The organism is uncultured Bacteroides sp. (assembly GCF_905207245.1).
Classification (GTDB): Bacteria; Bacteroidota; Bacteroidia; order Bacteroidales; family Bacteroidaceae; genus Bacteroides.
The window spans coordinates 1-12,698 of the sequence record NZ_CAJLKP010000019.1 but is presented as its reverse complement, the minus strand read 5'-3'; the positions used below and the strand labels follow the sequence as shown (position 1 = coordinate 12,698).

Here is a 12,698-nt window from a genome sequence, read left to right as displayed (position 1 = left end):
TTTTCAGAATAAAGGTGTAATAGGTCATATCAAAGCTTATGGCAAACATACTTCTTCGGTTTGAGGTTTAATCCGGATTTCGCTGACGGCTTATTCCTGTTATCCGCCAATCTGGGTACGACGGTGGGTGCGGCAGTCTGCGGAGCATTTCAATGATGGAAATGATGTAAAAAAACGATGACGGAAAAGAAAATGTCTTCCGGTCGCATTGCTTTTCAAAGTAAAAGCAATACCTTTGCTTTGTTCTAAAAAAAGGAGGATGATTATGGAAAGTAAATTGGAAGACAGATACATACGATTTGATTGGGCCATCAAGCGCCTTTTGCGTCAAAAAGCAAACTTTGGCGTGCTTGAAGGCTTCCTGACTGTATTCCTGAAGGAAAAAGTCACTATCCTTGAGATACTCGAAAGTGAAAGTAACCAGCAGACCGCCGATGATAAATTTAATCGTGTAGATATTAAGGCACGCAACAGTAAGGATGAAATCATCATCATCGAAATACAAAACACACGCGAACTCTATTATCTGGAACGCATCCTTTACGGAGTGGCGAAAGCCATCACCGAGCACATTTCGCTGGGAGAGGCGTATTATCATGTGAAGAAGATATACTCCATCAGCATCCTGTATTTCGACATCGGCATCGGCAGCGACTATCTGTATTACGGACAAAATAATTTTATTGGCGTACATACAGGGGATAAACTGCAAGTCAACGTCAAGGAAAAGAATGCCATCGTAACGCGCATGCCCGCTGATATTTTTCCGGAATACGTCCTTATCCGTGTTAATGAGTTCAACCAGGTGGCCGTTACACCTTTGGAGGAATGGATGAGCTATCTGAAGAGCGGAATAATACGTCCGGACACTACGGCTCCCGGTCTGGAAGAGGCGCGTGAGAAATTGAAATATTACTCCATGACGCCACAAGAACGTCTGGCGTATGACAGGCATCTGGATTCAGTAATGATTCAAAATGATGTAATAGACTCGGCCAAATTGGAAGGAAGGCTCGAAGGAAGAGAAGAAGGTAGAGAAGAAGGTAGAGAAGAAGGCATAAAAGAAGGCGTTGAGCAAGAGCGCCTCTCCAATGCCCGGAAGATGAAAGATAGAGGATTGGATTACGCGACGATTGCCGATATTACCGGTTTAACTGCCGAAGAGATTGCCAATCTATAAAGAGAGAAAACAAATTGTTATCAAAAAGAGAGGCGTGCGCCGCTACCACCAACCGCCGGACGCCTCTCTTTTGATTTTACAAGGCCGTCGGCCTCTATCCCAACGGATTTTCTTCAAGACCTCCTTTATAGATGGGTTGAGCCCATCTGGGAATATCCTCTACATATTTCTTCACCAATTTTCCATCTCTTAATCTGAATAGTAAGCAGGCATCTGCATTATCAACAGAATTATCATAAACGTAAGTTCTGTCCGCTAATTCGGAAACAATGCAACCATTGGCTATGGACTTATCGTAACGCGAAATAATCTTGGTGATAGGAACATCATGCCCCCCTTCCATCACTCTGCGTGCAATACGTGCAGCATTAATAGTAGGATGTGCCGTACAGACGAAGAAAAAACGAACGAAGAAACCGGCCTCTTTCGCCCGCATCACATAATCAATTTTATCTTCTACAGAGAGAACCGTTTCAAATATAATACTTCTGCGTTCTACAAGACATTCCTCCCGCAGCTTTTCACAGTATTGCACAGACTGTATGATAGCTTCCCGTGAATTCCAGTCGCCGAATTTATCTTGCGCTACAATATCCGGATTAATATAAACAGCATCTTCCATCCACTCGTGATGAAGAATTTTAGAGGTCACAGAAGTCTTCCCCGAACCGTTCGGTCCGGCTATAACAATCAGCACCGGCTTATGAAGAGTAGTTTCCATCATTTCTTCCTTTCACTACGTTTCTTCGCCCACTCCCGCTTACGCAAGGTTACAGTTTCATCCAATTGCTTGAAAAACTTTTCCGTAGCCTCCATCGCTTTATGTTTAGCGTCTTTTGCCACCTCACTCATTAGCTGGGCAAGCATGGCATCTGTAGGTTCTTCCATCCCGGTCAAACGATAAGCATTCATTTCTTTCTCTGACATAAACTTTTCTTTTTATTCAATGCCCCAAAGATACAAAAACTCCGGCAATGCTACTGCATGCCGGAGCTTTTTTCATATATCCGTCGTCCGCCATTACACTTCTTTTATCCGCGTCAATTCCCAACCACGAAACCGCATCACAATGCAATGAAGCCGGATGCCTTATATCAATTGACGCACTCCCCACTCATTTCTTCATAATCTGTAATTCGGGTTATCATGTCCGTAATCTGTCTACAAACAGTATGCTTACTCCATCGTACATTTGCATTGTAGAAAACAGAGAATCAATTTAATCACCAAAAACAAAGCGTATATGAAACGAATACTATCAGTAGCAGCGTCATTTTTAGTGACACTCGGCACAAGCCTATCCTTTGCACAAACAGATGCGGACAACTTTTATAAAAGTACTCTTGTCAACATGGAGAAAGCATCCTTCTCCAACCAGTACAAAATGAAAGTGACCGGAAACCTTTTCCTGCCGAAAGAAATGAAAGCAAGAGAAAAGTATCCCGCAATCATCGTCGGGCACCCTATGGGGGCAGTCAAAGAACAAAGTGCAAATCTCTATGCCACCAAGATGGCCGAACGCGGTTTCGTAACCCTCGCCATCGACCTGTCCTTTTGGGGAGAAAGTGAAGGAGAACCACGCAACACCGTTTCTCCGGAGATTTATGCGGAAGACTTCAGCGCAGCAGTCGATTTCCTCGGCACACGCCCGTTCGTCGACCGCAATCGTATCGGCGTAATCGGTATCTGCGGCAGTGGAAGTTTCGCCATCAGTGCGGCAAAAATCGACCCACGCCTGAAAGCCATTGTAACCATCAGCATGTATAATATGGGTACAGCAAGCCGCAACGGACTGAAACACACGCTGACCCTGGAACAAAGGAAACAAATCATTGCCGAAGCCGCCGAACAACGCTATGCGGAATTTCTGGGTGGAGAAACGAAATACACCGGCGGCACCGTACACGAACTGACGCCTAACTCCTCTCCTATCGAACGCGAGTTTTATGAATTCTACCGTACCGGACGCGGAGAATTCACCCCCGAAGGTGCAACGCCCCTGACCACCACGCACCCCACCCTGGCAAGCAACACGAAGTTCATGAACTTCTATCCGTTTGCCGATATCGAGACCATCTCACCGCGCCCCATGCTCTTCATCACCGGAGAGAATGCACACTCACGCGAATTCAGCGAAGATGCCTACAGCAAGGCTGCCGAACCCAAGGAATTATACATCGTGCCCAGTGCAGGCCATGTGGACCTTTACGACCGGGTCAGCCTCATCCCGTTCGACAAGCTGGATTCTTTCTTTAAGGAATACCTGAAATAATACCGTGAAGATTATGAAATATTACTTAGTACTCATTTTTATGACGTTGACATTGTCCGTTTGGGGCACCTCATGCAGCGACGATGCTCCTATACCCGAAACAGGGCAGCAGATACCTCCGGGAAGTACGGACGATGACAATCCCCCGGTTAATCCCGGTAATGACGATGATGACGACGACGATAATCCTATGAGCAACAATCTAAAAATAACAGTCGGCTCCGCCTCATTCACCGCCACACTGGAAAACAATGCGGCGGCAACAGCCTTCAAGGCATTACTGCCTATGACCATAAACATGTCCGAACTGAACGGCAACGAAAAGTACTTCTACCTATCGGGAAACCTGCCCACCGCATCTTCCAACCCGGGAACCATCCGCACGGGTGACCTGATGCTTTACGGCGGCTCCTGTCTGGTACTTTTTTATGAGACCTTTTCAACATCCTACAGCTACACCCGCCTGGGACGTGTAAACAATCCTTCGGGACTGGCACCCGCCCTTGGTTCGGGCAGTGTAACCGTAACGTTCGAACTACAGTAATGGAAAGAAGGAACTTCTTGAAGAATACGCTGATAACCACCGGAGGCGTGCTATTAGGCGGTGCAACCATTCATCGTTTCCTAAGCGATAAGGAGCCGGCAGAAGATCCGTTTCCTCCGCTCATAGAAAAGATACATCAAGGAAACAAGAAGAACGTGCTTGTCCTGATGAGTGCAGGAACAAGGTTCGGCAATACCGACCGTCTGACCGATGCTTACATCAAAGGATTGGTGGAAAAGGGCCATTCCGTTACGAAAGTGTATTTGGGAAGTATGTGCATTGAGGGGTGCCGGGGATGTGGATTGTGCCAACGTCATACCCATAAATGTGCAATCCGGGATGATATGCAGGACCTATATCCCTTATTAGCCGAATGTGATACTGTAGTGATGGCTTCGCCGCTCTATTTCTGGACCATAACATCCAGATTGAAAGCATTCATCGAAAGGCTTTACGCCATCTCCACCGATGACAAATATCCTTCGAAAGATACGGTCCTGTTAATGACAGCCGGCGATGACAATGATACGACTTTTGAGCAACCCACACGCTATTTCCGGCTGATAAGCCAAGTGTTAGGCGGCAATGAGAAAGGAGTGTATTGCGCCGGAGGCTGCACGGGATGCGAAGAATTGGCAAGACAGATTGACATGAAACATCTGGATAACGCCTATAAAATGGGATTGGAATTATAATAACGAATAATAAAAACAAAGAATTTATGGAAATTATCAAAGACAAAGAATTCGGAGGCGAACGCCCCCTGTTTGCAACTCACGACCTCCAACTGGAAAATGTACCCATCCATGCAGGTGAGTCTGCATTAAAAGAATGTAGCAACATCGTGGCAGTGAACTGCCGCTTCGAAGGGAAATACCCGTACTGGCACAACAATGGCTTCACTATAAAGAACTGTTTCTTTACAGAAGGCGCCCGTGCCGCACTTTGGTACTCGCAGAATGTACAAATGACGGATACCGTAGTGGAAGCACCGAAGATGTTCCGCGAAATGGATGGCATAAAGCTGGAAAACGTACAACTTCCCAATGCGTTGGAAACCCTTTGGTTCTGCCGCAATGTAGAACTCAGGAACGTACAGATTGACAAAGCCGATTACCTGTTCATACACGGTGAGAACATACGCATCGAAAATTACAGCCAGAACGGCAACTACTCATTCCAGTATTGCAAGAACGTAGAAATCCGCAATGCCATCATCAACTCCAAAGACGCTTTCTGGAATACGGAAAACGTAACGGTATACGATTCCGAACTGAATGGCGAATACCTGGGCTGGCATTCCAGAAACCTGCGTCTGGTGAACTGCAAGATTTCAGGCACGCAACCACTCTGTTATGCCCACGACCTGATTATGGAAAACTGCACAATGGCCGATGATGCCGACCTTGCATTTGAATACAGCAGTCTCCAGGCCACCATCAAAGGCCCGGTTCACAGCATAAAGAACCCACGTACGGGAAGCATCACGGCCGAAAGTTACGGAGCCGTCATCATAGACGAAAACATAAAGGCCCCCGGCAATTGCAAACTGAAACTTTGGGACGACCGGACCTGTTTTGACGAAACGCAAGAAGAGATGCAATATGCAGCACAACTTTGATGAAATCATTCCACGCCGGGGCACGAATTCCTATAAATGGGATTCTGCCACTACCCCGGGTGTTTTGCCGATGTGGGTAGCCGATATGGATTTCCGCACAGCACCCGCCGTGACGGAAGCGTTGAAGAAGCGAGTGGAGCATGGCATCTTCGGATACGTCCGCGTACCCGATGCTTACTTCGATGCAACAATCGGCTGGTTCAAAAGACGTCACGACTGGAGAATAGAAAAAGAGTGGATTATCTATACCTCTGGAGTAGTACCGGCGCTGTCGGCGATCATAAAAGCCCTGACCAGCCCCGGCGACAAAGTCCTGGTACAGACTCCGGTATATAATTGCTTCTTTTCGTCCATACGAAACAACGGATGTGAAATCGTTTCCAATCCGCTGATTTATGAGAATAAAACTTACCGGATTGATTTCGATGACTTGGAGAAGAAGGCTGCCGATGGCAAAGTCAAACTCTTACTATTGTGCAACCCTCACAATCCTGCCGGAAGAGTATGGAGCCGGGAAGAACTGATACGTATCGGCGAGATTTGCCTCCGGAATCATGTAACGGTAGTAGTGGATGAAATTCATTGTGAACTGGTTTTTCCGGGATATACCTATACGCCTTTCGCCTCCATATCGCAGGAGTTCCTGATGCATTCCGTCACTTGCATTTCTCCCAGCAAAGCATTCAACCTGGCAGGAGCCCAGATTGCAAACATTGTGTCCGCTGATGCCGAAGTACGCAAAAAGATAGACAAAGCCATCAATATAAACGAAGTCTGCGATGTAAATCCATTCGGAGTGGAAGCTTTGATAGCTGCCTATAATGAAGGGGAAGAATGGCTGGAAGAACTGAAAAGGTATCTGTTTGATAATTATAATTACCTGAGAAGTTTCTTCACCGAATATCTGCCGGGGCTTCCCGTAACGAAGCTGGAAGGTACTTACCTGGTGTGGGTGGATTGTTCTTCATTAAAGCGCACCTCTGAAGATATAGTGACCTCGCTATTGGAACAGGAAAAGCTCTGGTTGAACGAAGGCAGCATGTACGGAGATGCCGGAGAAGGCTTTGTACGTATCAATATAGCCTGTCCGCGTCAGGTATTGGCAGAAGGTTTAGAAAGGTTTAGGCGATGGAAGAACCGAAATTATTAGTAACTTCGCAAAACTTATTAAGACATAGAAAAATATCATGGAATACAGAACATTAGGAAACACCGGTTTGTCAGTCAGCACCATCGCATTAGGATGCGAAGGGTTCGTTGGCAAAACAGAAGAACAGACATGTGCAGAAATGGATTTCGCCATCAGTAAAGGAATTAACTTTATTGATATGTATGCCTCCAACCCCGATTTACGCAGCAACATCGGCAAAGCGTTGACAGGCCGCCGCGAGCAATTTATCATCCAAGGGCATCTGTGCACCACCTGGGAAAACGACCAGTACCTGCGTACACGCGACATCGACAAGGCAATCGCCTCCTTCGAAGACCAGTTGGCACGCCTCGATACCGACTATCTGGATATCGGCATGATACACTATGTAGACAGCGAAGAAGACTTTCATGAAGTATTCAATGGTCCCGTCATCCGGCTGGCCCTGCGCCTGAAGGAAGAAGGCAGAATCCGCCACATCGGACTGAGCAGCCACAACCCCACCGTTGCACGTATGGCTGTGGAAAGCGGACTGATTGAAGTGCTGATGTTCTCCATCAATCCTTGCTACGACCTGCAACCGCCCACTGAAAACGTAGATGACTTATGGGCCGATGAAAACTATGCCCACTCCCTGCAGAACATAGACCCGGAGCGGGAAAGGCTCTACGAACTGTGCGAAGAGAAAGGTGTAGGGCTCGATGTGATGAAAGTATATGGCGGCGGAGATTTGCTAAGTGAAACCAACTCACCCTTTGGCAAAGCTATGACTCCGGTGCAATGCATCGAATATGCACTGGCCCGTCCGGCTGTTGCCTCCATCATGGTGGGGTGCAGAAGTTGTGATGAGATGCAGGCAGCCATCGACTGGTGCACAGCCAGCAAAGAAGAAAGAGACTATACCGCCGTCATGGCAGGCATGGAGAAGTTCACCTGGAAGGGCCATTGCATGTATTGCGGACATTGCGCTCCTTGTTCCGTAGGCATCGACATAGCAAGCGTGAACAAGTACTACAACCTGACCATTGCCCAGAACGAGATACCCGAGACTGTGCGTGAACACTACAAAGCCCTCACACACCACGCCTCAGAGTGCATCCAGTGCGGACAATGCGAAACGAACTGTCCCTTCGGAGTCGCCATCATCGAACAGATGGAAAAGGCTGTGGAGAAATTCGGATATTAGCAGAGCGAACGTTGCTTTACTTTCCAGGCATAAAGCAACACCACGATAAACGAAAGCAACGGAACGATGAAAGAGAAAGACATATTGGTCTGATCAGCCACATACCCCATCATGAGCGGTCCTACCGCTCCTCCGATGGGGGACATCATCAGATAAGAAGACGCACGCTTCGTATAGTTACCCAATCCCCTCAATGAAAGAGCGAAAATCGTGGGGAACATAATAGCTTCGAACGCATATCCCAGAAACAGGGCTATCAACGACAAAATGCCCAGATCAAGAACCACCAAAGATGTACTGACCACCGTTCCTATCGCACAAACGAACAGCACTTTTTCTGCCCGGATATACCGCATAATCCAGCTACCGGCAAAACGTCCGCACATAAACAGTCCCAGACCACCGAACGAAAGTACTACAGATGCATCGCGGGCATTCATCCAGCCGTCATCCACCACATAATTAATAAAGAAGCTGTTGATTGATATTTCTGCAATCTCGTAGCAAAACAGGCTGATAATACCTAAGATAAACAGCTTGTGCGACCAAAGCCCGCGTGCACCGTTTTCTCCGACTTCTTCTTCATCAGCTTCATGCACAATCTCCGGCAGACGGATTTTATAAAACACCAGTGCCACCATCAACACTATAATTCCCATCAGCGTGTAGGGCAAGGATATATTGCTTTCACCTCCTTCCGAGAACAGTAACAACCCACCGATAAGCGGTCCGCATATACACCCCAAGCCATTGAATGACTGTGCCAGATTAAGGCGGCTGGCAGCCGTTTCACGTTCACCGAGTTCCGTCATGTAAGGATTAGCGGCTGTTTCCAGAAACACCAGTCCACAGGCTATGACAAACAGGGAGAAAAGAAAGAAATTGAAAGACATCCAGTATTCTCCGGGAATGAAAAGCAGAGAACCTATCCCGTAAAGCAGCAAACCGAAAACCACTCCTTTACGGTAGCCATATTTATTGATAAACAATCCCGCAGGGATAGCCATCACGAAGTATCCCAGATAGAACATCACTTGCACCCATGCCGAATGGGCACGTGTAATAACCAGCACATCTTGAAAGTGTTTGTTCAGCACATCCAGTATGGCATGTGCAAATCCCCATAGAAAGAACAGGGAAGTAACCAAAATAAAAGGAATCCGATATTCCTTCTTTACCAAATTTTGCATACAGAAATTTCTTATACCGGCCGCAAAGATAGCCAAGAAGTTTCATAATATGACAAATTGCAGTAACTTTGTATTCATCTATAAAGAAATAGTCTGAAAAAACGATATGAAAACATCTCCCAAACAATACATTGAAACCCCACGCCTGATTCTGCGCGACTGGAAAGAAGAAGACATCCCCGTTTTTGCCCGACTGAATAGTGATGACAGAGTAATGGAGTTCTTCCTCAACAAACTGTCCTATCAGGAAACCCTCGATTTCTATAATCGTATCCGGAAAGAATTCGCATCCAGAGGATACGGACTGTATGCAGTAGAAAAGAAAGAAGACCATGCATTTATCGGTTATGTAGGATTGCATGACGTTACGTTCGATGTAGATTTTGCCCCGGCTGTAGAGATAGGCTGGCGTCTGGTCCCCGAAGCGTGGAATCAGGGATATGCCACTGAAGCAGCTTCAGCCTGCCTGGAATATGCCAAGACGACATTGGGACTGAAAGAACTCTATTCCTTCACCTCACTCCCCAACAAGCGTTCGGAGCGTGTGATGCAAAAGATAGGTATGGTAAAAGACAAAGAATTCAATCATCCGCTGGTTAGTCCTGACCATCCCTTATACAGACATATATTATATAAGATTACTTTGGCAAACATATAGCTGCCGTAGACAGATACCTTTATCAGGTATGCTACTTTGTTTCCGTTGCATTACTACTTCTCTTTATCACAGTGCCTGCAAAGATTGTACGAGTTGTACAACTGGAGCAGTCTAAGTTGTACAACTGGAGCGGTACGAGTTGTACAACTCGTACAATCTTTGCAGGCATCCCAAAAGGTAAAGGCAGTAAGCTGACAAGTTGAATGCATAAAGCCCGCAGATAATGCTAATAAAAAACAATTATCGCTTTTTTATTAATAAATCATGAATTAAAAGTTGCCGTATCCAACTATTGTATTACCTTTGTCGCAGTTTGAGTTACGAATCGTTATCGTATAGTTCTTCTTTTTATCCTTTATTAAGCAGACCTCTCCTTTAATTATCCCCTCACTCTTACATTAGTATTTATTTAATTAAAATTTCAAATGAACATTTACATTTCAGGTTTAAGCTTTGGCACAAATGATGCCGACTTGAACGAATTATTCACAGCGTATGGAGAAACCTCTTCAGCTAAAGTTATTATGGACAGAGAAACAGGCAGATCCAGAGGATTCGGTTTTGTTGAAATGACCGACGATACAGAAGGACAAAAAGCAATTGACGAACTTAACGGAGCGGAATACGACCGGAAAACGATTTCAGTAAGCGTTGCACGCCCTCGCGAAGAAAGACCCCGCAACAACGGATATAATTCCAGACGTTATTAATGTCTACCCTACAAACAAGAACAGGAGATATCATCTTCTGTTCTTGTTTTTTATCAATCAAAAACAACAATACAAAGAAAAGAACATTGCTAAACGAATAGAATACCAGAAGTATATTTATCCGCTTACAGTCTTGTTACAATATCAGTTTTATGAAACCATTTTTTATTGGAAATATAGAGATAAAAACACCTATTATACAAGGTGGAATGGGAGTCGGAATTTCATTATCCGGCTTAGCATCAGCCGTTGCCAATGAAGGCGGCATAGGTGTTATTTCATGTGCAGGCTTAGGTCTGCTATACCCCAAAGGCAAAGGCGACTATACCGAAAAATGCATTTGCGGACTCAAAGAAGAAATTCACAAAGCCCGCCAAAAGACGAAAGGAATCATCGGAGTGAACATCATGGTGGCCCTTTCCAACTATGCAGAGATGGTCCGTACTGCCATAAGCGAAAAAATCGACGTAGTCTTTGCCGGCGCAGGACTTCCTCTTGATTTACCTTTATACCTCACGCCGGAAAGCAAAACGAAGCTGGTACCCATCGTATCTTCTTCCAGAGCCGCCAAAATTATATGTGACAAATGGGAGAAAAATTACAATTATCTGCCTGATGCCATCGTAGTGGAAGGCCCCAAAGCCGGAGGACATCTGGGATTCAAGAAGGAGCAGTTGCAAGATGCAAAATACGCTCTGGAAACCCTAATCCCCGAAGTAGTGGCGATTGCTACAAACTACAAGGAAAGAAAAGACATCCCCGTAATTGCCGCAGGTGGAATCTCCACAGGTGAAGACATTGCACGGTTCATGCAACTGGGAGCCTCGGCCGTACAGATGGGAAGTATTTTCGTAACTACCCAGGAATGTGATGCTTCGGAAACTTTCAAAGAAGTCTACATTCACTCCAAACCCGAAGATGTTCTCATCATCGAAAGTCCTGTAGGTATGCCCGGGCGAGCCATCGACGGAGAATTTATCCGCAATGTAGAGAAAGGACAGGAAAAGCCAAAGTGTTGTTCGTTCCATTGTATCAAGACGTGCGACTATCAGAAAAGTCCTTATTGCATCATCAAGGCATTGTATAATGCAGCCAAAGGCAATATGAAAAGAGGATATGCATTTGCAGGCAGCAACGCTTTCCTTTCTGACAAAATACGCAGTGTGAAAGAGGTGATAAGTACATTGAACACTGAATTTCTTCTGGCAACCTGCCAATTAGTTCCAGCAAAAATGAAAACTTAAAAACAATTCGATATGATGAAAAAGAGTATTATCCGACCGGAGACAGGGTCTTCCAATCAATTAACAGAAAATGCTATCAAAGAGCATAAGAAAAAAGTGGGAGAAGTAATTCTTGTAGCTATCACTCCACGGACCACGATTGAGCTTCCGGCTCATCTATCTCAGGCTGAAATAGCCGAACGTGTAGAGCTTTATAAGAAGTTGCACAGTTCGAAAATATAGTTTCAGTTTATTTTCATCAATTGACAATAACAGAAAATCCCTGAAGTTTAATACCTCAGGGATTTTTTTATAATCATACGACGAGAACTATTCTTTAAGCTTCTATCCCTGTCACTGTCTTCAATAAATAGCCTATCAGAAAACTTATTCCGGCCACTGAGAAACTCAATATTGCCATTTCCGAGAAGCGGCGCTTGAAGCTCTCATTCCGGGCTATGGCATAATAATAATTGAAGAAAGCAATAATAAGCAATGCCATCAGAAGCATAATGCATAACGCCATGACAGGACTCGACAAAAGAATAAATGGCCCCACCAAAGCTACCACGGTAATGATATAAGCAATACCTGTATAAATAGCTGCTTTAACCGGACGCTTGCTTCGTGTCTTTTCCGATTTTGTAGAAAGATACTCGGAAGAAGCCATAGAAAGTGCTGCTGCAATACCTGTAATACTTCCGGTCAAAGCTATCAGTTTCGTATCATTCAGTGCCAGCGTAAAACCTGCCAATGCTCCCGTAAATTCCACTAATGCGTCATTCAAGCCAAGCACCACCGACCCCATATATTCCAAGCGTTCCTCGCTAATCATTCCTATGAGTTTTTCTTCATGATGCTGTTCGTCTTGCGCCATCTCAGCAAAATGTTCCATATCGGGATACTGAGTAAAAACCGCAAAACGTTCTGCATCGCTTCTACAAATCAATTTGCAGGACTTTTG

General features: G+C 45.4%; 15 protein-coding genes. 11 read left to right on the top strand and 4 right to left on the bottom strand.

The annotated features are described in order from the left end of the window. The first annotated feature begins 265 nt into the window (after positions 1-265). Positions 266-1,180, top strand: coding sequence for an Rpn family recombination-promoting nuclease/putative transposase (locus QZ135_RS08065; protein ID WP_294607666.1), 915 nt, complete (start codon positions 266-268; stop codon positions 1,178-1,180). A 94-nt stretch (positions 1,181-1,274) separates the two neighbouring features. On the opposite strand, the gene QZ135_RS08060 is transcribed toward QZ135_RS08065, so the two are convergent. After that, on the bottom strand, positions 1,275-1,904 hold the full coding sequence (locus tag QZ135_RS08060; RefSeq protein ID WP_294607664.1) for a zeta toxin family protein: 630 nt from the start codon (positions 1,902-1,904) through the stop codon (positions 1,275-1,277). Beyond that, on the bottom strand, positions 1,901-2,107 hold the full coding sequence (locus QZ135_RS08055; RefSeq protein WP_294607662.1) for a hypothetical protein: 207 nt from the start codon (positions 2,105-2,107) through the stop codon (positions 1,901-1,903). Before QZ135_RS08055 ends, QZ135_RS08060 begins: the two co-directional genes overlap by 4 nt. Before the next feature lie 316 nt (positions 2,108-2,423). On the opposite strand from QZ135_RS08055, the gene QZ135_RS08050 reads away from it, so the two are divergent. From QZ135_RS08050 to QZ135_RS08025, 6 genes are read left to right on the top strand one after another with little or no spacing between them, the layout of a single operon-like run. Next, positions 2,424-3,452 (top strand): alpha/beta hydrolase, encoded by a 1,029-nt coding sequence (locus QZ135_RS08050; protein WP_294607660.1) that lies wholly within the window; start codon positions 2,424-2,426, stop codon positions 3,450-3,452. 13 nt (positions 3,453-3,465) lie between these two features. Then, a complete protein-coding gene (locus QZ135_RS08045; protein WP_294607657.1) occupies positions 3,466-3,996 on the top strand; it encodes a cyclophilin-like fold protein in 531 nt (176 codons plus the stop codon). Further along, on the top strand, positions 3,996-4,691 hold the full coding sequence (locus QZ135_RS08040) for a flavodoxin family protein (RefSeq protein ID WP_294607654.1): 696 nt from the start codon (positions 3,996-3,998) through the stop codon (positions 4,689-4,691). Before QZ135_RS08045 ends, QZ135_RS08040 begins: the two co-directional genes overlap by 1 nt. A 26-nt stretch (positions 4,692-4,717) precedes the next feature. Continuing rightward, complete coding sequence (locus tag QZ135_RS08035) at positions 4,718-5,617, top strand: DUF3737 family protein (RefSeq protein ID WP_294607652.1); 900 nt, start codon at positions 4,718-4,720, stop codon at positions 5,615-5,617. Continuing rightward, entirely contained in the window at positions 5,601-6,767 is a 1,167-nt protein-coding gene (locus tag QZ135_RS08030; RefSeq protein ID WP_294607648.1) for a MalY/PatB family protein, read from the top strand. Before QZ135_RS08035 ends, QZ135_RS08030 begins: the two co-directional genes overlap by 17 nt. A gap of 37 nt (positions 6,768-6,804) precedes the next feature. After that, the gene (locus tag QZ135_RS08025; RefSeq protein WP_294607645.1) at positions 6,805-7,953 is read left to right on the top strand and encodes an aldo/keto reductase; all 1,149 of its coding nucleotides are present in this window, start codon (positions 6,805-6,807) and stop codon (positions 7,951-7,953) included. Here the strand turns inward: QZ135_RS08025 and QZ135_RS08020 are convergent. After that, a complete protein-coding gene (locus QZ135_RS08020; RefSeq protein ID WP_294607643.1) occupies positions 7,950-9,143 on the bottom strand; it encodes a sugar MFS transporter in 1,194 nt (397 codons plus the stop codon). The genes QZ135_RS08025 and QZ135_RS08020 overlap by 4 nt on opposite strands. 106 nt (positions 9,144-9,249) lie before the next feature. Between QZ135_RS08020 and QZ135_RS08015 the strand changes: the two genes are divergently transcribed. The 4 genes from QZ135_RS08015 (at position 9,250) to QZ135_RS08000 (ending at position 11,977) form a co-directional block, all read left to right on the top strand. Further along, positions 9,250-9,801 (top strand): GNAT family N-acetyltransferase, encoded by a 552-nt coding sequence (locus QZ135_RS08015; protein WP_294607641.1) that lies wholly within the window; start codon positions 9,250-9,252, stop codon positions 9,799-9,801. A 425-nt stretch (positions 9,802-10,226) separates the two neighbouring features. After that, positions 10,227-10,511: an RNA-binding protein gene (locus tag QZ135_RS08010; protein WP_294607638.1), complete on the top strand. Its 285-nt coding sequence runs from the start codon at positions 10,227-10,229 to the stop codon at positions 10,509-10,511. A 152-nt stretch (positions 10,512-10,663) separates the two neighbouring features. Then, positions 10,664-11,755 carry a nitronate monooxygenase gene (locus tag QZ135_RS08005; protein WP_291554862.1) on the top strand — a complete coding sequence of 364 codons (1,092 nt, stop codon included), beginning with the start codon at positions 10,664-10,666 and terminating at the stop codon, positions 11,753-11,755. Between the two features lie 12 nt (positions 11,756-11,767). Then, positions 11,768-11,977, top strand: coding sequence for a hypothetical protein (locus QZ135_RS08000; RefSeq protein WP_009132347.1), 210 nt, complete (start codon positions 11,768-11,770; stop codon positions 11,975-11,977). Positions 11,978-12,071: 94 nt separating this feature from the next. On the opposite strand, the gene QZ135_RS07995 is transcribed toward QZ135_RS08000, so the two are convergent. Continuing rightward, the coding region (locus QZ135_RS07995; RefSeq protein ID WP_294607632.1) for a VIT1/CCC1 transporter family protein at positions 12,072-12,698 on the bottom strand (627 nt) is incomplete at its 5' end.

Excerpts from the sequence above, each read along its gene's own strand:
- QZ135_RS08035 (WP_294607652.1), top strand. The coding sequence starts at position 4,718 with ATGGAAATTATCAAAGACAAAGAATTCGGAGGCGAACGCCCCCTGTTT.
- QZ135_RS08020 (WP_294607643.1), bottom strand. The coding sequence starts at position 9,143 with ATGCAAAATTTGGTAAAGAAGGAATATCGGATTCCTTTTATTTTGGTT.
- QZ135_RS08015 (WP_294607641.1), top strand. The coding sequence starts at position 9,250 with ATGAAAACATCTCCCAAACAATACATTGAAACCCCACGCCTGATTCTG.
- QZ135_RS08050 (WP_294607660.1), top strand. The coding sequence starts at position 2,424 with ATGAAACGAATACTATCAGTAGCAGCGTCATTTTTAGTGACACTCGGC.
- QZ135_RS08040 (WP_294607654.1), top strand. The coding sequence starts at position 3,996 with ATGGAAAGAAGGAACTTCTTGAAGAATACGCTGATAACCACCGGAGGC.
- QZ135_RS08045 (WP_294607657.1), top strand. The coding sequence starts at position 3,466 with ATGAAATATTACTTAGTACTCATTTTTATGACGTTGACATTGTCCGTT.
- QZ135_RS08055 (WP_294607662.1), bottom strand. The coding sequence starts at position 2,107 with ATGTCAGAGAAAGAAATGAATGCTTATCGTTTGACCGGGATGGAAGAA.
- QZ135_RS08065 (WP_294607666.1), top strand. The coding sequence starts at position 266 with ATGGAAAGTAAATTGGAAGACAGATACATACGATTTGATTGGGCCATC.
- QZ135_RS08010 (WP_294607638.1), top strand. The coding sequence starts at position 10,227 with ATGAACATTTACATTTCAGGTTTAAGCTTTGGCACAAATGATGCCGAC.
- QZ135_RS08000 (WP_009132347.1), top strand. The coding sequence starts at position 11,768 with ATGATGAAAAAGAGTATTATCCGACCGGAGACAGGGTCTTCCAATCAA.
- QZ135_RS08025 (WP_294607645.1), top strand. The coding sequence starts at position 6,805 with ATGGAATACAGAACATTAGGAAACACCGGTTTGTCAGTCAGCACCATC.
- QZ135_RS08005 (WP_291554862.1), top strand. The coding sequence starts at position 10,664 with ATGAAACCATTTTTTATTGGAAATATAGAGATAAAAACACCTATTATA.
- QZ135_RS08060 (WP_294607664.1), bottom strand. The coding sequence starts at position 1,904 with ATGATGGAAACTACTCTTCATAAGCCGGTGCTGATTGTTATAGCCGGA.
- QZ135_RS08030 (WP_294607648.1), top strand. The coding sequence starts at position 5,601 with ATGCAGCACAACTTTGATGAAATCATTCCACGCCGGGGCACGAATTCC.